This is a genomic window from Prevotella sp. oral taxon 475 (genome assembly GCF_018127805.1).
Lineage (GTDB): Bacteria > Bacteroidota > Bacteroidia > Bacteroidales > Bacteroidaceae > Prevotella.
Genome location: NZ_CP072334.1, coordinates 1,841,943 through 1,861,730 on the forward strand (window position 1 = coordinate 1,841,943; position 19,788 = coordinate 1,861,730).

Annotated in this window: 15 protein-coding genes and 1 pseudogene; 6 read left to right on the forward strand and 10 right to left on the reverse strand. The window is 51.1% G+C overall.

Annotated elements, in window-relative coordinates; genetic code table 11:
- Positions 1–52: 52 nt before the first annotated feature.
- From J5A66_RS07325 to J5A66_RS07360, 9 genes and pseudogenes are all read right to left on the reverse strand, one after another.
- Positions 53–583: a 5-formyltetrahydrofolate cyclo-ligase gene (locus tag J5A66_RS07325; protein ID WP_211790001.1), complete on the reverse strand. Its 531-nt coding sequence runs from the start codon at positions 581–583 to the stop codon at positions 53–55.
- A complete protein-coding gene (locus J5A66_RS07330) occupies positions 584–2,224 on the reverse strand; it encodes a S41 family peptidase (protein WP_211790002.1) in 1,641 nt (546 codons plus the stop codon). It abuts the gene before it with no gap.
- Positions 2,221–2,676, reverse strand: a complete 456-nt coding sequence (locus tag J5A66_RS07335; protein WP_249109940.1) for a dCMP deaminase family protein — start codon at positions 2,674–2,676, stop codon at positions 2,221–2,223. The genes J5A66_RS07330 and J5A66_RS07335 overlap by 4 nt, the downstream gene beginning before the upstream one ends.
- On the reverse strand, positions 2,663–4,771 hold the full coding sequence (locus J5A66_RS07340) for a M3 family metallopeptidase (RefSeq protein WP_211790003.1): 2,109 nt from the start codon (positions 4,769–4,771) through the stop codon (positions 2,663–2,665). The genes J5A66_RS07335 and J5A66_RS07340 overlap by 14 nt, the downstream gene beginning before the upstream one ends.
- An 889-nt stretch (positions 4,772–5,660) precedes the next feature.
- A complete protein-coding gene (locus J5A66_RS10260) occupies positions 5,661–6,191 on the reverse strand; it encodes a phosphatase PAP2 family protein (RefSeq protein WP_371742879.1) in 531 nt (176 codons plus the stop codon).
- A gap of 204 nt (positions 6,192–6,395) precedes the next feature.
- Positions 6,396–6,956, reverse strand: a pseudogene (gene purN / locus J5A66_RS10200) (phosphoribosylglycinamide formyltransferase); the annotation flags it as partial.
- An 81-nt stretch (positions 6,957–7,037) separates the two neighbouring features.
- The gene (locus J5A66_RS07350) at positions 7,038–7,454 is read right to left on the reverse strand and encodes an RNA-binding S4 domain-containing protein (protein ID WP_211790005.1); all 417 of its coding nucleotides are present in this window, start codon (positions 7,452–7,454) and stop codon (positions 7,038–7,040) included.
- Between the two features lie 95 nt (positions 7,455–7,549).
- A complete protein-coding gene (gene pth, locus J5A66_RS07355) occupies positions 7,550–8,116 on the reverse strand; it encodes an aminoacyl-tRNA hydrolase (protein WP_211790006.1) in 567 nt (188 codons plus the stop codon).
- A gap of 26 nt (positions 8,117–8,142) precedes the next feature.
- Positions 8,143–8,745, reverse strand: a complete 603-nt coding sequence (locus J5A66_RS07360) for a 50S ribosomal protein L25/general stress protein Ctc (RefSeq protein ID WP_211790007.1) — start codon at positions 8,743–8,745, stop codon at positions 8,143–8,145.
- A gap of 462 nt (positions 8,746–9,207) precedes the next feature.
- Between J5A66_RS07360 and J5A66_RS07365 the strand changes: the two genes are divergently transcribed.
- From J5A66_RS07365 to J5A66_RS07390, 6 genes are all read left to right on the forward strand, one after another.
- Positions 9,208–11,403, forward strand: a complete 2,196-nt coding sequence (locus J5A66_RS07365; RefSeq protein WP_211790008.1) for a S8 family serine peptidase — start codon at positions 9,208–9,210, stop codon at positions 11,401–11,403.
- Between the two features lie 167 nt (positions 11,404–11,570).
- Complete coding sequence (gene fldA / locus J5A66_RS07370) at positions 11,571–12,065, forward strand: flavodoxin FldA (protein ID WP_211790009.1); 495 nt, start codon at positions 11,571–11,573, stop codon at positions 12,063–12,065.
- 87 nt (positions 12,066–12,152) lie between these two features.
- Positions 12,153–12,518, forward strand: a complete 366-nt coding sequence (locus tag J5A66_RS07375; protein WP_211790010.1) for a DUF2023 family protein — start codon at positions 12,153–12,155, stop codon at positions 12,516–12,518.
- A gap of 600 nt (positions 12,519–13,118) precedes the next feature.
- Positions 13,119–15,869 (forward strand): DNA gyrase/topoisomerase IV subunit A, encoded by a 2,751-nt coding sequence (locus tag J5A66_RS07380; protein ID WP_211790011.1) that lies wholly within the window; start codon positions 13,119–13,121, stop codon positions 15,867–15,869.
- A 150-nt stretch (positions 15,870–16,019) separates the two neighbouring features.
- A complete protein-coding gene (locus tag J5A66_RS07385; protein WP_249110050.1) occupies positions 16,020–16,793 on the forward strand; it encodes a DUF3316 domain-containing protein in 774 nt (257 codons plus the stop codon).
- Positions 16,790–17,809: a S41 family peptidase gene (locus J5A66_RS07390; RefSeq protein ID WP_211790013.1), complete on the forward strand. Its 1,020-nt coding sequence runs from the start codon at positions 16,790–16,792 to the stop codon at positions 17,807–17,809. The genes J5A66_RS07385 and J5A66_RS07390 overlap by 4 nt, the downstream gene beginning before the upstream one ends.
- Before the next feature lie 239 nt (positions 17,810–18,048).
- Here J5A66_RS07390 and J5A66_RS07395 read toward each other — a convergent pair whose 3' ends face one another.
- On the reverse strand, positions 18,049–19,554 hold the full coding sequence (locus tag J5A66_RS07395) for a glutamine synthetase family protein (RefSeq protein ID WP_211790014.1): 1,506 nt from the start codon (positions 19,552–19,554) through the stop codon (positions 18,049–18,051).
- Between the last annotated feature and the right edge of the window lie 234 nt (positions 19,555–19,788).

Sequence of the window (19,788 nt, forward strand, 5' to 3'; positions counted from 1 at the left end):
GCAAAGGGGATATACATTTTTTCAAAACGCAAGAAGCGCAAGGAGGTTTTACCTATATCACTTCGTTCACCGGTATGTCGTATTGGTCTGATGGGACGTAGTCTACCTTTTGAAAATCGAAGCAAATTCCGATTTTATAGGCCTTCGGAACTTGCTGTAAAAAGCGGTCGTAATAGCCTTTTCCACGCCCTAACCGGTGTCCATCCGCATCAAAACTCATCCCTGGAACAACGATGACGTCTATCTCTTCCAGCGTTTGAAAGGGCCGACCCATGGGTTCAAGAATATTCATAGATCCGGTTTGCAGGCAGGCTTGGTCTCGATATTCGCGCACTTCCATCCGCTCTTCGTCAAGAACCACGGGGAGAAGTACACGCTTCCCGCAGGCAGCAAGACGGTCAATGGCGGTGTGTGTATCAACCTCGTCTGGTAGAGAATGGTAGAGCATCACCGTGTTGGCCTGTTCAATGCGAGGATGAACGAGTAGCCGACTGATAAGAGAAAGCGACTGCACGCGCAGTTCTTCAGCAGAAAATTGTCGTTTTCGGCTTCTTATCTCCTTTCGCAGTTCGTTCTTTTCCATTTACTTTTTCTTTGAGGATAGGGGTCGCTTCGGAAATGCAGCATTCTCGCGAAACACTTTTATCGTGGCTTTTATCACGGGATCGGATTGGTTGATATACGTGGTCCAGGCCTCATCGTCGAGCATCCCGTAGATAATCCGACTGTGAATAAACCGTTTCAACAGACTGCGCGACTTACGTATCATCAGATTCCGACGTTGTAGGCCATGCTTATCGGCATAGACCACAAACTGTTCGATGAGGTTTTGCTTGTCGAGGTAGGCTTCAAGTTCGGGTAGTGTTTTATAGGAGCTTAATTTGCGACGGTTCTCATCGGTGTAGCTGTAGGCAAACTGAAGAATCAGTCCGCTCATGGCTGCTTGTTTGTAATAGGATGTCATTCCGAGTGTGTCTTCGGGAACGAAAATATCCGGTGTGATTCCGCCGCCGCCGTAAACGGTCCGACCAAAGCCGGTGTGATAAGCTGGCCCCGTGTGTTTGATGCTGTCTTGTGAAAAGAACTCCCCATGCTGGTAACGACTGTAGATATCTTGCCCATAGTCGGCATCGTCTCCAGCTGTGTAGGGCTTTTGTATACATCTTCCGGAAGGTGTATAATACCGAGCGATGGTGAGACGGATGAGACTGCCGTCGGTGAAAGCCATCTGCTGCTGAACCAATCCTTTGCCGAACGAACGGCGACCGATGATCGTGGCGCGGTCGTTGTCCTGCATTGCTCCGGCAAAAATTTCGGAGGCGGAGGCCGATCCTTCGTTGATGAGCACTACAAGCGGGAGTTTTTGATAGCTTCCATGCCCGTCGCTAAGGTAATCTTGACGTTGTGCCTTGCGTCCTTGGGTATAGACCACGAGCTTGTTCTTGGGTAAGAACTCGTTGGCCATCTGCACAGCCGACTGCAAATAACCGCCCGTATTGTCTCGTAGGTCGATAACAAGACTCTTAAATCCTTCTTGTGACAGCTTGGCCAGCGCGATGAGCAGTTCGGGATAAGTCGTTTCGCCGAAGTTCTTGATGCGGATATATCCCGTATCATCGTTGAGCATGTAGGTGGCCGTAATGCTTTTCTGCGGAATATCGCCACGAATCACGGTGAACTCTTTGATTTTCTTTTGTCCGTATCGCACCACGCCCAGTACGACCTTCGTGTCTTTCGGTCCTTTGAGTCTGCGCATGGCCTCTTCGTTATTGATGTCTTTGCCCACAAAGGGTTTCCCGTCTATGCGCACAATTTTATCTCCAGCCAATAAACCGGCACGTTCTGCCGGGGCATTCTTGACTACATTCTGCACGTGAAGCGTGTCTTGACGAATGTTGAATTCAATGCCTACGCCAGAGAAAGAACCTTTCAAGTCGTCGTTGGTGGCTTGCACGTCTTTCGCACTGATGTAAACAGAATGCGGATCGAGATCGGCCAGAATCTGCGGTATGGCTTTATCCACGAGCGAATCGATGTTGACGTTATCGACATACTGGTCGTCGATGATGTGCAAGAGGTTGTTGAGCCGGTTGCTTCCCGAGTTGATAATATTGAGTCGGTTGCCCGAGAAATGATTGGCATAGAATGTTCCCATGACAATACCGATTGCCACGCACAACGCCATAAGCAAGGGCATGTAGCGATTTTTTCTATTCTGATTCACTGTTCGTCCGGATTAAGATATAAAACTTCGATATTTGCTTTCTTGAGCAGGTTGATGCCGTCTTCCAACCGATATTTCTCGCCATAGACCACTCGTTTGATGCCCGCTTGGATAATGAGTTTGGCACACTCGATACAGGGGGCTGCCGTGACGTAAAGTGTAGATCCGTCGCTGTTGTTGCTGCTGCGTGCCAACTTGGTGATGGCATTTGCTTCGGCGTGAAGAACGTAAGGTTTTGTGATATTGTTTTCGTCCTCGCATACATTCTCGAAACCACTGGGTGTACCGTTGTAGCCATCGCTGATAATCATTTTCTCTTTTACCACGAGGGCACCCACCTTGCGTCTTTCGCAATAGCTGTTTTCGGCCCAGATACGAGCCATGCGCAGATAGCGCAGGTCGAGAATATGCTGTTTGTTCATTTTGATAAGGATTCCATTATTTTGTGCCATTCGTTTTCTTTCTCCAAATGCCATCTCTCTTGAGGAGGGCATCGATGGAGGGTTCGCTGCCGCGGAATCGTTTATAAAGCACCATAGGATGTTCTGTTCCGCCACGCGAGAGGATGTTGTCACGAAATCTTTGTGCGGTTTCTTGATTGAAGATGCCCTGCTCTTTAAACACACTGAAAGCGTCGGCATCCAGCACTTCGGCCCACTTATAACTGTAGTAGCCGGCAGCATAACCGCCTGCCATGATATGAGAGAACTGTACGGTCATGCAGGTGTCGGGCAATTGCTGGGTGATGATCGCTTTCTTCCAGGCTTCTTTCTCGAAGGGGATGATGTCTTCGGTGAAGGCTTCTTTCTGGGTATAGTAGGCCATGTCGAGCAAACCGAAGCTCACTTGTCGCAGACAGGCTGTGGCCGCCATGAAGTTGCGGCTTTTTACGATGCGTTCGATGAGTTCGTCGGGGATGATTTCGCCCGTTTGATAATGGACGGCGAACGTGCGGAGGAAGTCTTTCTCGATGGCGAAGTTTTCCATCAGCTGCGAGGGGAGTTCAACAAAATCCCACCAGACGTTGGTGCCGCTCAGACTTTCGAAACGGCTATTGGCAAACATGCCATGGAGCGAGTGTCCGAACTCGTGCAAGAACGTTTCCACCTCGCCGAGTGTCAGCAGGGCGGGCTTTTCGGCGGTGGGTTTCGTGAAGTTCATCACCACGCTGACGTGCGGCCGAACGTTTGTGCCTTTGCTGTCGATCCACTGTCCTTGAAATTCCGTCATCCAGGCTCCGCCCTGCTTTCCTTTTCGAGGGAAGAAGTCGGCATAGAAGACGGCCAGGAACGAACCGTCTTTATCGAACACTTCATAGGCCCGCACATCGGGGTGATAGACCGGAATGTCGGCGTTCTCTTTGAAGGTGATGCCGTAGAGCCTGGTGGCCAGGCCGAAGACGCCCTCAATGACTTTCGAGAGTTCGAAATAAGGTCGCAGCATTTCCGAGTCGAGATTGAATTTTTCCATCTGCAACCGATGCGAATAGAAAGCCATGTCCCAGGGTTCGAGTTGGAAGTCGTCGCCTTCCTGTGCTTGGGCCAGGCGTTCCACTTCGGCGAGTTCTTCGATGGCCGTAGGCTTGTAGGCTTCGAGCAGACTGTCGAGCAGTTGGTATACCTTCTTCGTATTGGTGGCCATGCGATGTTTGAGCACATAGTCGGCATAGGTTTCATATCCCAGCAGTTGAGCGATTTCTCGCCTCAGGTTGACCAATCGTTTGCAAATCTCGAGATTGTTTTCCGCATTGGGATGCGTACATTCTGTATTGCGGGCCATGTATAGCTGGCGGCGCAGAGAGCGTTGCGTGGCGTAGGTGAGGAAAGGCGAATAACTGGGAAAGTCGAGTGTAAACGTCCACCCCTTCTCTCCGCGTTCTTCAGCGGCGAGCGATGCGGCTTGGCGGGCGGTTTCGGGCAGTCCGTCGAGTTGTTCTTCGTCGGTGAGGTGGAGGGTGAAGGCTTTATTTTCTTTCAGCAGATTCTGCGAGAATTGCAGCGCCAGCCGGCCGGCCTCTTCGGTGAGGGCTCTGAGTTGTTCTTTTCCGGCATCGTCGAGCAGGGCCCCGCTACGCACAAAGCCGTCGTAGCTGTTTTCGAGCAGCATCTCCTCTTCGGCATCCAGGGGTCGATGGTGTTCGTAGACGTATTTGATGCGTTCGAAGAGCCGCCGATTGAGCCGCACGTCGTTGGCATGCTGCGTGAGGATGGGACTCATTTTCTGTGCCAGGGCATCGAGTTCATCATTGGTTTCGGCACTCATCATACAGGAGAACACGCTGTAGACGCGGCTCAAGAGGTCGTAATATCCATCGCCCTGCTCGTTGTCCACCCTGACGATGGTGTTCTCGAAAGTAGGTTCTGCTGGGTCGTTGATCAGTTTTTCGATGGCCTCGTTATCCCGTCTGATTCCCTCCATGAAGGCTTCTTCGTAATGTTCGGTTTTGATGAGATGAAAGGGAACGGTCTCATGGGGCGTATGGTATTCCTCGAAAAAGGGATTGTGATGCGTGTTGATTTCTCTCGTCGGATGTTGATTCGTATTCATATCTCGTTGTGATGGTTGTGTGAGCCTTTGCCGGCAGTGATGTTGCAGGGCCCCTGATGGCCTTGTGGGGTCGGCGAAAGTGTCACAAAAATAACAAAAAAACGGCGGTCTCTTTCATCGCCCTTTTCTTTTTAACGTATATTATTTCTCGTTCTTCTCCCAAGAGCTACTGAGCCGCTCAAAATGGCTGCGGAGACCAAAATGATGCTACTGAGCCGCTCAAAACCGTCACGGAGACAAAAATGGTGTTACTGAGTCGCTCAAAATGGCCGCGGAGACAAAAATGATGCTACTGAGCCGCTCAAAACCGTCGCGGAGACCAAAATGATGCTACTGAGTCGCTCAAAACCGCCGCGGAGACCCAAAGGGTGTTACTGTACCCTACAGTGACGCCGCGGAGACAAAAATGATGCTACTGTACCCTACAAAATCGCCGCGGAGACAAAAATGATGCTACTGTACCCTACAAAATCGCCGCAGAGGCAAAAATGATGCTACTGTACCCTACAAAATCGCCATCAGAGGCAAAAATGGTGCTACTGTACCCTACAAAATCGCCGCGGAGGCAAAAATGATGCTACTGTACCCTACAAAACCGCCGCGGAGGCAAAAATGGCGTTACTGAACTGTTCAAAACTGCCGCGGAGACCAAAATGGTGCTACTGAATTGTTCAAAACCGCCGCGGAGACCAAAATGGTGCTACTGAACTGTTCAAAACCGCTGCGGAGACCAAAATGGCCTTACTGAACTGTTCAAAACCATCAGGGAGACAAAAATGGCGCTACTGAACTGTTCAAAACCATCAGGGAGACAAAAATGGCGCTACTGAACTGTTCAGTAACGCCGCGGAGGCAAAAATGGCGTTACCGAACTGTTCAGTAACTTCCCCTACTCCTTCTTGCATCTCTTCCATTCTTTCTTGGCCTTTGCCAACTGCCGGGTAAAGGCTTCGTCGGCATGCAGACGAGCAACGGCACCGCTGGCTGCGATGCGAGCCACGTCGACATCGCTCTGATAATGATAGCCTACGATGACGCGGCTCTCGCCATATTCGTAACCTCGGCGGAGGATAGCGTCCTGACGGTCGGGGTTCAGCTCGGCCAGTACGAGTGCAATGGCCCATCCCCGCGCCGTATGTCCCGAGGGAAACGAACCGCTGTGGCGCAGTTCGTCCTCGTCTTCGGGCACACCCGTCGGCTCGTGAAACTGCACATAAGGTCGCTTGCGCATGTATTTCTTCTTGGCTCCACGCACCGACAGACTCCCGTCATTCTCCACCCGCTGCACCAAACTGTAGATCTCCGGCGTCGTCTCCTTACTGATGAGCATGCCGAAGGCTTCCTGAAAACCTTTCAGAATGGAGTCGACCTCGACATAAGCATCGAACACGGCCTGACGACCGCGCGGCGTGTTGCGCATCGACTTGCCCCACTGATAGCGGTCGAAGTCTTTGAGAAAGGCGATGCTCGACGTATCGGGCGGTGCCGGAATGAATTGCGTTGCCTCGGGCAGGTCTTTCTGCGAAAGGAACGAGGGCCACTTCTCTGCCTTCCCGCCTTTCTGCGCCACGGCAGACAGGGTGCACAGCAACGCGACGAGCAGGAGCGCATAGCCTTTGAGCGATGTCAACACGCGTTCGATCACCGTCGGAAAGTGGCGTTCTTCCAAGAGATGTTCCTTGGCGGCAATCTCCTCGGGCGTGTCCTGCAGAGACAGGGGCGTACGGAACTGGGCGATGATTTCTCCGCCGTCGCACTCCTCGCTCACCCAATGCACCGTCATGCCCGTCTCTTTCTCGCCCGCCGCCTTCACGGCCTCGTGCACATGATGCCCATACATGCCTCTGCCGCCATACTTGGGCAGCAAAGCGGGATGGAGATTGAGCATGCGCCGATGGTAGGCCTTGACCAAAAACGGGGGAATCATGAGCAGAAAACCGGCCAGGACGATGAAGTCGATGCCGTGTTGGCGCATCAGGGGAAGGAGCAAGTCTTCGCGGTTGAAGTCGGCTTTATTCACCACCACGGTGGGGATGTGGTGGTTCTGGGCTCTCACCAGTGCGTAGGCATCCGCCCGATTGCTCAACACCAGGGCTACTTTTACCCGTGTATGGTGATGGAAATGGCGGATGATGTTCTCGCAGTTGGTTCCGTTGCCCGAAACAAAAATGGCTATTCGTATCATGCTGTCTATCTGTTTTTCTTTTTTTCGGCAGGCCAGCGCACCCGACCGGTGCCCTTCATCCGATGCGTTTCGTCGATGTTCTTAAAGGTCGTCTTCCTCCTCTTCGTCGTCAAAGCCGAACATCACGGGGCCCGTAAAGGCGTCGAGCGCACGCCGTTCTTTCTTGGTGGGTCGGCCTGTTCCGTGCGCCCGGTCGACGAATCCGCTGATACGGCTCATCTGCAAGAGTTCGTATTGCTTAGGGTCGGTCACGTTCTCGTAGATCTCGGGAAGAAGTTTGGCGCCCACCCGTTGCTCGATGGCCTGCAAAATCTTGAACGAATAGACCACAGGGGGCTTCTTGACACTCACGACATCGCCCACTTTCACCGTGCGACTGGGCTTCATATTCCCGCCATTCATCGTCACACGCCCGTTCTTACAGGCATCTGCCGCCACGGAACGAGTCTTGAAAATTCTCGCTGCCCATAGCCATTTGTCAATACGTGCTTCTGTCATTCTGTATCGTTCATTCAATGATGTTTCGTCCGCAACCGACGGAGTCTTCTCTCGTCTCTCCTCGTTCGTCCGTTTTCTTTGTTATGAAACGCAGGTCAGCCCTTGCCGTTAAACTGATTCATCGTGATGGTCAGTCCGGCCAGCACGAAACTCTTGATCATTTCGACGCCTCGCTCGATGGTCGGTTCGAGCGTTTTCAGTTCGTCTTCGGCAAACTTTCCCAGCACCCAGTCGATCTGTCCGCCGCGCGGGAAATCGTTTCCGATGCCCACTCTCAGCCGAGCATACTGCGAACCGATGAGTTGCTGGATGTGACCCAGTCCGTTATGTCCGCCGTTGCTCCCGCTGCCTTTCAGCCTCAACGCCCCCAACGGCAGAGCCAGGTCGTCGACAACCACCAGCAAACGCTCGGTGGGAATATTCTCTTTTCCCAGCCAATAGCGCACCGCATTGCCGCTCAGGTTCATAAACGTGGAGGGTTTGAGCAGAAAAAGCTTCCGCCCCTTGAGCGAAGTCTCGGCCACCCACCCGTATCGTTTATCCTCAAAAACAATATTGGACGCTTTGGCGAAAGCGTCCAATATCATAAATCCGGCATTATGACGGGTGTCCTCGTACTCGTTTCCGGGGTTCCCCAGGCCTACAATCAAATATTTTTCCATGTAGCAATACCGTTTCTCTGCGCCATTTACTTACCTGCAGCGGCAGCAGCAGCGGCTGCGGCGGCAGCACGAGTCATCTTCACGGTGCAGACAATCACATCTTTGGGCGTTACCACTTCAAGTCCGTCGAAAGTCAAATCGCCGGCTTTGATGCTTTTTCCAATCGTCAGTGCGGTTACGTCTACATCCAATTTCTCGGGAATCTGCTTGTAAGGAGCTTTGACAACAAGCTTACGGATAGACAGACTCAGACGTCCACCATCGCGAACACCCTGTGCCAAACCCACGAGGTTGACGGGAATACCGATAGCAAGGGGCTTCTCTTCGTTGATTTCGTAGAAGTCTACGTGCAGCAGAACGTCTGTCACGGGATGGAATTGCAATTCTTTCATCACGGCGATGTGCTTCTCTCCCTCGACATCGAGGTTCACCACGTAGATGTGCGGGGTGTAAACCACCTTGCGAAGTTCGCTCATCGGAACCATAAACGACAAGGCCTCGGGCAGTCCGTTCTCGCCTTTCTTTTCGCCATAAAGGTTACAAGGCACGAAACCTTCTTTTCTCATCTCCTTAGAAGCCTTTTTACCTACGTCGGTTCTCTTCTTTCCGTTTACATTGATTTCTCTCATAATGCGTTACTCTAAATTAAGTTGTGAATATTAAATGCTTAATTCGCCATCACACGAAATTGGTTTTCTTGTTGGATGTGCTTCAAAAAGCACGGCAAAGGTACGGCTTTTTACCGGAAACTCGCCATCTTCCAACAGAAAAATAAAAACAACATAGCAAATCGTCCACTCGAAGAGCGATTTGCGAAAGTTTAGAAAACGCCATGCGAAAGCTAAGAAAATGCACGCTAAAAGCTAAGAAAACGCACGCTAAAAGCTAAGAAAACGCATGGCAAAAGCTAAGGTTTTGAAAATCGTTTGACAATCTACTGAAAAAGAAGAATTTAGCAAGCCCTTCTCCGTAGATGAAGATGAGGCGGGATAAAGCGCGGAAAACTTGCCGAAACGGAGTATTTTTAGTTACTTTGCAAGCCGTTAAAGACATGTTCTGCAAAGAATATCGGAAATAAGAACAAAAAGAAAATGAAAAGATACGGGTTACTTACTTTATTGATCATAAGCTGCCTTGTGGCACTGGGTCGGCAAGTGGAATATGGCAAGATGTCGGGATTTGTGCGACAAATCGTATTAGAACAGGCCGCACAAAGTAACGAGGCAACGCGCCTGGCAACTCCTACAAACATGCGTCTATGTGCTTTCGTGCAGACCGACGGTCTGCACGAAGACGTGCTGCGCCGGTATCATTGTCGCCTGTTGGCCAGTTTTGGTCATATTCACATCGTGGATATTCCCCTCGAAAGTCTGCCGGCCCTCTCGTGCGAGCAGAGCATTCTGCGAATCGAATCGGGCAGCGGAAACAACGCTCTGATGGACATCACCCCCCAATACATCAATGCCCTACCGGTGTATGCCGGGAAATCGTTGCCACAGGCCTATACGGGCAAAGGCGTGGTGGTGGGTGTCGAGGACATCGGATTCGACCTAACGCACCCCAACTTCTGCGACTCCACCGGCACAACACTCCGCATCAAAGCCTTCTGGGACCAGCTTTCTACCGACACCATCGGCTCGACGCTCTATGTCGGGGCCGATTATACCACGGAGGAGAAGCTGTTCAAGTTGGCACACTCGCGCGACGGAAAAGATCAAACGCATGGTACGCACACGCTGGGGATTGCTGCCGGCAGCGGATTCTCCAGTCCTTACCGCGGCGTGGCCTTTGAGAGCGACCTCTGCCTGGTGGCCAATCTCACCGGCGAAAACGTGCATCTCATCCCTAAGAAAGACCGTTATAAATATACCTATGCCACCGATGCCCTGGGCTTTAAATACATCATGGACTATGCTCAGAGGGAGGGCAAACCTTGTGTGGTATCGTTCAGCGAGGGCGGACTTCAAGATTTCCACGGCGACGACCGCCTTTATTATGCCATTCTCGACAGCTTGAGCGGTCCGGGACGTATCATCGTGGCCTCGGCAGGCAACAATGGAGCACAAAAATCTTATCTTCGCAAAGACAAGGGACGGAAGCGGGCCGGCACGTTTGTCAAACTTAGAAACGGAACGGCTTACTGTACGCTCAAAAGCGATGCCGACTTTCTCCTGCAACTGGTTTTCTACCGCAGCAGAAAAGATACGACCGTGGTAGACACCAAGCGCGTGTTGCAATGCACCGACTCGCTGTTGAAAGACACTATCAGGCTCGGTGCCTGGTCGTATGAACTGTTGGTGCAAGCCTATCCCTCGGCCTATGATAAGCGCGAGATGGCCTATGACGTGATGTTGAAACAACTGCGAGCGGGGCGATACGAACTTCCTATGTCGATAGAGCTATTGGGCGAGAATGCCAACGTAGAGATGTTCAGAGGCATCGGGCAGTGGTATGCCAACACAAAAAACATGGCTCTGCGTGACGGAGACTACACCCACAGCATCCTTTCGCCGGGAAGTGCTCCCTCGGTGATCTGCGTCGGGGCCACCTCTTACCGCACACACCTTATTAATTATAGAGGGGTGAAGAAGGTTTCGATGAACGGAAGCAACGGTGAAAGGGCTCCTTACTCGTCGGTAGGACCCACTTTCGACGGGCGAACAAAACCCGACGTGATGGCACCCGGTAGCAATATCATCTCGTCTTACAACAGTTTTTATCTGGAAAATCATCCCGCAGCAGGAGATGTAGACTGGGATGTGAAGCGATTTCAGCACAAGGGCAGAACCTATTCATGGACCAGCAACACGGGCACCTCTATGTCTGCACCGGCTGTTGCAGGAGCTATCGCCCTATGGTTGCAGGCCAAGCCCTCGCTCACAGCCAACGAAATACGAGGCGTTTTCAGCAGAACCTGCACCCATTACGACTCCTCACTCTCCTATCCCAACAACGAATATGGACATGGACAGATTGATGTCTATCAAGGTTTGCTCGACATTCTGGGTCTGACACACGTGCCGGAACTCTCTCGAGAACAACCCGTCGGTGTGCAATTCCAACCTTTGCCCAATCAGAAAGTGGCCATCACATTCGCCGACACACAATCCCATACATTTCGATTGCGGGTCTACTCGGTATCGGGTTCATTACTTTTAAGTATGCCACACATCGTTTCCGCTTCAAATTACGAGGTGGATCTAAGCCGTTTCCAACCAGGAGTATATGTCATTCAGATAGATGGCGACAGTGCTTCTTGCACCGGTTCGACCTTGTTGCGCCTGTAAACAGGCCCTGAGACACACACTCTCGAGAAACAACCGCAGAGAAAGACCAATCGAGATAATCATAAATAGGTATTCTATAAAAACACCATTTTTAGGTATTGCGGCATTGTTTTTTTGTAGATACCTTTGCATTCGTAATCAATAAACAAATAAAACTAAGAATTGAAATGAAAAAAACGGTGGTAGTTTACGGTTCTTCTACAGGAACCTGCCAAAGCATTGCCGAGAGCATTGCCAACAAACTGGGTGTTGAATCAATCGACGTTGCCAACCTGAATGCAGACGTCATTGCAGAAAACGAGAATCTTCTGCTCGGTACTTCTACATGGGGTGCAGGCGAACTGCAAGACGATTGGTACGACGGCGTGAAGGTTTTGAAAGACGCTGGCTTAGGAGGCAAGACGGTAGCCGTCTTCGGTTGCGGAGACGCAGAATCTTATTCGGACACTTTCTGCGGTGCAATGGCCGAACTTTACAATGCTGCCAAAGAGGCAGGAGCCACGCTTGTGGGTGAAGTTTCTACCGATGGATATACGTTCGATGATAGCGAAGCCGTGGCAGACGGTAAGTTCGTAGGTCTTGCTCTCGACGATGTGAACGAGGATGATAAGACCGAAGGCCGCATCGATGCTTGGCTCGAGGCCATCAAACCCTCGCTGTAAGAGCGGAAAAGAAAGTAGTTTTTGTAATTGAAAGCAACCTTATGGGCAGGCGTTTCGACGCCTCGCCCTAAGCAGAACAAAAGAGCTATGCCGCAGACAGAGATGTTACCTGCCGACATGAAGGTGTTGATGAATCATATTTACGAATATAAGAAAGGCGTAAGACAGATGGTTCTCTACACATTCAGCAAGAAATATGAACGGTACGCGGTGGAAAGATTAGAGCGACAACACATCGACTACGTGGTGCAGCAGGTTGGAAAGGAGAACTTAAACCTGTTCTTCGGTCGCAAAGAATGCTTAGATGCCATTCGTCTGATGGTGAACCGACCGCTGAATCAGCTCACTCCCGAAGAGGATTTTATCCTCGGAGCAATGCTTGGCTATGACATCTGCCGGCAATGCGAACGCTACTGCGAACGAAAGGAACGCGATTACAAAATGGCTCAATAGAAATGACATAATGAAGAAATGATCATATAACGATAAACTTTTAATCTTGTTCGCTAAATAAAATTCATAATGTTTTTGTATAATAAATGGGCTTGTCGTGAGATAAGCCCTTTTATTGTCTCGTATCATTGATTCTCAACAACAATAACGATATAAGGTTGTGGCCATCCGCTCGTCAGAAGTCGCAGAAAATCGACTTATAAAGACCGTTTCAGCACAGATGTAAGCATCAATCTTCGACCTCAAGCTGCTATTGTATCATGTACACTTTACGTTAAAAAAACAAACGCTCCGAAAAAGCTAAGAGATTGACATGCAAAAGCTAAGAGAATAGAGAGTAAAAGCTAAGAAAATGAACGTCAAAAGCTAAGAGATTGCATTGCGAAACCGAAGAGGGAGCGATGTACCGGGAAAACAAATGCCTACCTAAAGTAGCAATTAGAGGAGGCTTAAAGGGAAAGAGGCGTTTGCCAAAATAACCATTTAAGCAGGCAATGACAGGCAATTTCGGATTTTTCTTTGTATTTTTGCATAGCACAAGAAGTGGTTCTAACTTCTACTCTCTCGACTTCGGGAGAACTAAAAACAGGCAAACAAACTATGGACGACGAAATAAAAGACAAAGACGAGCTGGAAATGGAAGGCGAAGAGCTTACGCCAGAAACGCATTCCGATTATCAACCCGTGGGCAGGTTCGACGCTTCGGCAGTGCACCATCTCAGCGGTATGTATCAAAACTGGTTCCTCGATTATGCCTCATACGTGATTTTGGAACGTGCCGTACCCAATATCGAAGACGGACTGAAGCCTGTTCAGCGACGCATCTTGCACTCGATGAAACGAATGGACGACGGACGCTATAACAAGGTGGCAAACATCGTGGGCCATACGATGCAGTTTCATCCGCACGGCGATGCTTCCATCGGCGACGCATTGGTGCAGATGGGACAAAAAGACTTGTTGGTAGACACGCAAGGAAACTGGGGTAACATCCTCACAGGCGACCGTGCGGCTGCTCCACGTTATATTGAGGCGCGGCTATCGAAGTTTGCGCTCGACACCGTTTTTAACCCCAAAACCACCGAATGGCAAGCCAGCTACGATGGGAGAAACAAAGAACCCATTGCCTTACCGGTGAAATTTCCATTGCTTTTGGCACAAGGGGCCGAGGGTATTGCCGTAGGACTGAGCTCGAAAATTCTGCCCCACAACATGAAAGAAATCTGTGAGGCGGCGATTCACTATCTCAAAGGAGAGCCGTTCAGGCTTTATCCCGACTTCCCTACAGGCGGACTAATCGACACAGGAAGATATAACGACGGACAACGGGGCGGATCTCTTAAGGTACGAGCCAAGATAGAGAAGCTCGACAGCAAGACGCTCGCCATTCGTGAAATCCCTTTCAGCAAGAGCACAACAACGTTGATCGACTCGATTCTCCGAGCCGTCGAAAAGGGAAAAATCAAGGCTAAGCGTGTAGACGACAATACGGCCGCCGAGGTAGAGATACTTGTGCATCTGGCTCCAGGCATTTCGTCGGACAAAACCATTGATGCACTCTACGCATTCAGCGACTGCGAAATCAACATCTCACCCAATTGCTGTGTGATTGAAGATAACAAACCTCGCTTTCTCACCGTGAGCGAGGTGTTGCGCCATAGCGTAGACAGCACGATGGGACTGTTGCGCCGAGAGCTTCAGATTCGTAGAAGCGAACTATTGGAGCAATTCTTCTTCTCGTCTCTCGAAAAGATATTCATCGAAGAGCGCATCTATAAAGACAAGAAGTTTGAAAATGCCGAGAATATGGATGCTGCCGTGATGTATATCGACGAGAGACTCGAACCTTTCAAGGCCGATTTCATCCGCCCAGTGATACGCGACGACATTCTGCGACTCATGGAAATCAAGATGCAACGCATCCTAAAATTCAGCAAAGACAAAGCCGACGAGCTGATGGCGCGCATCAAAGAGGAACTTGAAAGCATCGAGCACGACTTGGCGCACATGACGGATGTCACCGTGAAATGGTTCCAATTCCTGATCGACAAATATGGAAACGACCATCCGCGACGCACTGAAATACGCAACTTCGAGACCATCGAAGCGGCCAAAGTGGTTGAGGCGAACGAGAAACTCTACATCAATCGCAACGAGGGATTTGTGGGAACGGGACTCAAGAAGGATGAGTTTGTTTGCAACTGTTCGGACATCGACGACATCATCATCTTCTACAAAGATGGGAAATACAAGGTGCTGCGTGTGGCCGACAAGATTTTTGTGGGCAAGAATGTGCTGCACGTACAGGTCTACAAGAGAAATGACAAGCGAACTACCTACAATGTGGTGTATCGCGACGGAAAACAAGGCTTTTATTATATCAAACGCTTCAACGTGCCAGCCATGACTCGCGACCGGGAATACGACCTGACGCAAGGCACGGCGGGGTCGCGTGTGGTCTATTTCACAGCCAATCCGAATGGCGAAGCAGAGATCATCAAACTCACGTTGGAGCCCAGTCCGAAGAAAAAGAAGATCTTCCTGGAGTACGACTTTTCTAAAGTGCTCATCAAAGGACGTGCCGCAAGGGGCAACATCATCTGTAAAGTACCTGTCAACCGCATTGGGCTTAAGAGTCACGGGCACAGTACGCTGGGCGGGAGAAAGGTTTGGTTTGATCCGGATGTCAACCGAATCAACTACGACGAGCAAGGAAGACTGTTGGGAGAGTTCCACGAAAACGATTCGATTCTGGTGGTGCTTGACAACAACGAGTTCTATCTCACCAACTTCGATGCCAACAACCACTACGAAGACAACATCAAAATCATTGAGAAATGGGACGAAGAAAAGGTGTGGAGTGCCGTGCTCTTCGATGCCGATAATGATAACTATGCCTACATCAAACGGTTCACGATGGAGGCCTCGAAGCGACATCAAACCTATATGGGCGAGAATCCGAAGAGTCGGTTGTTGCTGCTCACCGACGAGGTCTATCCTCGCATACGAGTGACTTTCGGCGGGCACGACAAAGATCGCCTGCCAATAGAGGTAGATCTCGAAGAATTTGTGGGCGTAAAGAGCTTCAAGGCCAAGGGCAAACGCCTGTCTACGTGGACAGTGGAGACAGTGGAGGAACTGGAACCAACCCGTTTCCCCGAACCGGAAACACCCGATGCCGAAGAAGATAAGCCTACTTCCGAGGAGGAAAGACCTACTTCCGAAAGAGAAATACCTACCGAAGAAGACAACAACCTCGACCCCGACAGAGATAAAACCGAGCAGCAAGTGATCGATGAAATGACAGGGCAGCTCAGTCTTTCGTTCCCCGACGACGAATCTTCCACATGATTGAACTTTGCAACGATGAAAACATACTCTCTACTTCTCTCTATCAAGAGATTGACAGCAAGAGCAGAACGAGCCTTCGGATGCCGCGTTCGCCCCGCAGGGACGGTCGCCAGACAAGGGTTTCTTCTGCTCTTGCTGTTTTTTGCGCCTATGTTGAAAATCCAGGCGCAAACTGTTGAAACCCCATCCGGCGATAAAGTAATAACCAATGCCAAACTCTTTGGCGTAGGTTATACCCAGGTGTTGGACACATATCTCTCGCCCGAAAAATACCGTGGCACCGACCTGCGGTTCCTCTCCCACACCACACGCGAGCGTGAGGGCAGCCGACTCTCGCGCCAGTTGGTGCATCAAGGCAACATCTCTTACGTGCATAATCGGGCCAAGAGCGGCAATGAGATCGCCGGAATGTACAACTTCGGCTATGCCCTGCACTACAATTTCGCGCTCTGCGGTGGGCAGTTCAATCTCAAAGTGGGTGGGATGGCAGACATCAATCTCGGCTTTATCTATAACACCCACAACTCCAACAATCCCGCCCAGGCACGTGTCCTCCTCCATCTTGCCCCCTCGGCTGCTGCCACCTATAGTTTCAGACTTCTCGGTCGACCTTTCTCCTTGCGCTATGAAGCTTCTGTTCCGCTCGTCGGTCTGATGTTTTCGCCCAACTACGGACAGTCGTATTACGAGATTTTCTCCGAAGGCAACTACGATCATAATCTCGTTCCCACCACCTTTCTCTCTGCACCGTCTCTGCGACAGACGCTCACGCTCGACTTTCCTCTGCTGCGTTCCACCATCCGCATCGGCTATATCGGCGATGTACAGCAGTCGCACGTCAACCGCCTGAAGACGCACGTCTACACCCACGGCTTGGTTATCGGCGTAGTCAAGCGATTCAAACTCATCAAGATTGCCCCATGAAAATCTCTCTTACACGCTTTCTGCTCTATCTGTTGTCGCTGCTCTTCACGCTTTCGGCCTGTGTGAACGAACCCGAATATGAGAATACGCCACGTGGCAACTTCGAAGCCCTTTGGCGCATTATCGACGAGCACTATTGCTTTTTCGATTATAAAAAACAGGCTTACGGCTTAGACTGGAACGAGGTATACCGTCGATATGCCCCACAATTGAGTGCGAACCTCACCGAGGAACAGACTTTCGAGGTGCTCACCAACATGCTCGGCGAGTTGAAGGACGGTCACGTCAACCTCTATTCTCCCTTCGACGTAGGGCGGAACTGGGCCTGGCACGAGAAATATCCCCGCAATCTGAGCGACTCTTTGCTGCGCAAATATCTCGGCACCGACTATCGCATTGCCACCGGTCTGAAGTATCGCATTCTCGACGACAACATAGGCTACATCCGCTGTGCTACCTTCATCAACGATTTTGGCAGCGGCAATCTCGATAACATCCTGCTCTACCTCGCTCCCTGCAACGGGCTCATCATCGACTTACGCGACAACAGCGGCGGGCTTGTCACCAGTGCCGAAGAGCTGGCTGCACGCTTCACCAACGAGACCCTCACGGTAGGCTACCTCCAACACAAGCGCGGCCGCGGGCATAACGACTTCTCACCTCTGAGCGAACAGAAGCTGAAACCTTCGCGCGGACTCAGATGGCAGAAAAAGGTTGTTGTCCTCACCAATCGCGGCGTGTACAGTGCCGCCAACGAATTTGTGAAATACATGAAGTGTTGCCCCCAAGTAACGATTGTGGGCGACAGGACGGGCGGTGGTGCCGGACTGCCCTTTTCAAGCGAACTGCCTAACGGTTGGGCCGTGCGCTTCTCGGCCTGCCCGATGTACGATCGCGACAAGCAGAACACCGAGTTCGGCATTGCTCCCCACCATCTCGTCGGCCTCCGTGGCACCGATCTCCGCCGTGGTCGCGACACCCTTATCGAGTACGCCCGACGACTTCTCGCACAATAGAAATCGGTTCATCGCGCAATAGGAATCCGTTCCTCATACAATCAAGGTCGACCTCTCGCTCCGGTCAAGAAAAGAAGAATCCCCAAAAGTTTGATAAGAACTTTCGGAGACTCTTCTTTCGCGGAAGCGATACCGACTGAAAATTCGGTCATTCATCGTTCGTCCAGACTCAAAAAATGCGCACGGCAAACAAAGGGGAGTTTGCCATGCGCACAAAGAGCGAGAAAAAAGAGATGCCTTTATCCACAGTGGAAATAACGGTCCACCAAAGCCTTGAGTTCGGCGGGATGTCCCTCAATGTCCTTCCGCAACGTGGCATCGTCAAAGGCGCGAAGCTGGGCGATGATACCGTCGATCATTGCCGGAGAGAACACACCATGCTTTTCGAACACGGCCCGCTGACGCTCCAAACAGTCGGCCGAGGCCGCGCAACTGTCGGGCAACTGTCCCAGGGCGGCCAACCTTCCGGCATTGGCCGCATCGTGGATATTCACATCTACATAGGTTTGCTCGGCTATGCGGAGCGCGTTGGACAATTCGAAACCATGCCGACAGGCCACGCACAGACCGGCGAGCAACTGATAGACATCAGCCGATCCGTCGGGCGAACGCACCTCGAACGTCTGCTTCAGCGACGTGTCGGGCAACTCCGTCGGCTGTTGCGGATTGGCCTTGTGGCACATATCGATGCCTGCAGCCCAGCCCAGCGGCACACGCACAAGAACCGACCGGTTGCGGTCGCCCCAACAGATATTGGTGGGAGCCTCCTGATGGGGCACGAGCCGGAAGTAAGACGTAGGATTCTTATTGCCGAAGGCCGTGATGCCAGCCGCCAACTCCATGAGTCCGGCAATGGCGGTACGCGCAGTATCGCTCAATCGGCCTCCATCGAGCATCATGCTGCGTCCATCTTTCATCAGCCGCATGTGAATGTGCATGCCCGAGCCGGCCTTGCCCGTAGTGATTTTCGGAGCAAAGGTCACGTTCATCCCCATCTGATAAGCCAAGTTACGGATGATCCACTTAGCAATCATCAGTTCGTCGGCGGCCTTTTCTACAGGCACGGGTAAGAACTCTATTTCGTTCTGCTCATACACCAGTCCGTCCTGACTGAAATTGCCCACCTCCGAGTGTCCGTATTTAATCTGTCCACCCGCTTTGGCAATGTACGACATACAGAGCGTGCGGAAATCGTTGGTCTTGGCATAAGGCATCGACTCGTGATAGCCGCGCTGGTCAACGGCGGGAAACACCTCCTCGTCGGGCGTGATGACATAGTATTCCAGTTCGCCCATAGCATGGAATTCCATGCCCGTCACCTCACGAAAAGCTTTCGCTGCCTTCGCCAACGTATACTCGGGCGAGCTCTCCAACGGATTACCATCCTTGTCGAAATAAGAAGCCAACAGGCAAAGCGTGGGAATCTCGGCAAAAGGATCGACAAAGGCCGACGAGTAACGCGGTACGACATAAAGGTCGCTGCTGCCCGCCTGGATAAAGGAGAAGAGGCTCGAGCCATCCACCCGTTCGCCGCAGGTGAGAATGGTGTCGAGATAGTCCAGGTTGTTGATCACGAAATTGAGTGTTTTCAACTTCCCGTCTCCGCCCGGATACATCAAGTTCACCATCTTGATTTCATTTTCGCGAATAAAACGCACAATGTCGTCTTTAGTCCACTCCGACGACGGTTTCTGCAAGAACGCCACCACTTCGTTGGCATTCATCAAAAGTTCATTGTTTGCCATGATGATTGTTTATGTTTGTGTAGATGTAGGCAAAGGTATGAAAAAGAAAAGGATGCCACAAACAATCGGCTCGCTATTTATATTCCCGTTAGGCAATCATATGCGGGAAACCTCTCCTATATGTTCTATTGTTGGCGTGTGCCGCCTACCGCATAAGCGATTGGGCCGTTGGTATTACTTGCGCAGAGCATTCCCAATAGGTGGCAGATAGGATTTCGATGCATAACAGATGAT

Bases quoted from the DNA above. Each gene is read 5' to 3' on its own strand.
- J5A66_RS07360 (WP_211790007.1), bottom strand. From the start codon at position 8,745: ATGAGAGAAATCAATGTAAACGGAAAGAAGAGAACCGACGTAGGTAAA.
- J5A66_RS07340 (WP_211790003.1), bottom strand. From the start codon at position 4,771: ATGAATACGAATCAACATCCGACGAGAGAAATCAACACGCATCACAAT.
- J5A66_RS07335 (WP_249109940.1), bottom strand. From the start codon at position 2,676: ATGGCACAAAATAATGGAATCCTTATCAAAATGAACAAACAGCATATT.
- J5A66_RS07350 (WP_211790005.1), bottom strand. From the start codon at position 7,454: ATGACAGAAGCACGTATTGACAAATGGCTATGGGCAGCGAGAATTTTC.
- J5A66_RS07325 (WP_211790001.1), bottom strand. From the start codon at position 583: ATGGAAAAGAACGAACTGCGAAAGGAGATAAGAAGCCGAAAACGACAA.
- J5A66_RS07375 (WP_211790010.1), top strand. From the start codon at position 12,153: ATGCCGCAGACAGAGATGTTACCTGCCGACATGAAGGTGTTGATGAAT.
- J5A66_RS07385 (WP_249110050.1), top strand. From the start codon at position 16,020: ATGTTGAAAATCCAGGCGCAAACTGTTGAAACCCCATCCGGCGATAAA.
- J5A66_RS07380 (WP_211790011.1), top strand. From the start codon at position 13,119: ATGGACGACGAAATAAAAGACAAAGACGAGCTGGAAATGGAAGGCGAA.
- fldA (WP_211790009.1), top strand. From the start codon at position 11,571: ATGAAAAAAACGGTGGTAGTTTACGGTTCTTCTACAGGAACCTGCCAA.
- J5A66_RS07395 (WP_211790014.1), bottom strand. From the start codon at position 19,554: ATGGCAAACAATGAACTTTTGATGAATGCCAACGAAGTGGTGGCGTTC.
- J5A66_RS07365 (WP_211790008.1), top strand. From the start codon at position 9,208: ATGAAAAGATACGGGTTACTTACTTTATTGATCATAAGCTGCCTTGTG.
- pth (WP_211790006.1), bottom strand. From the start codon at position 8,116: ATGGAAAAATATTTGATTGTAGGCCTGGGGAACCCCGGAAACGAGTAC.
- J5A66_RS10260 (WP_371742879.1), bottom strand. From the start codon at position 6,191: ATGCGCAACACGCCGCGCGGTCGTCAGGCCGTGTTCGATGCTTATGTC.
- J5A66_RS07390 (WP_211790013.1), top strand. From the start codon at position 16,790: ATGAAAATCTCTCTTACACGCTTTCTGCTCTATCTGTTGTCGCTGCTC.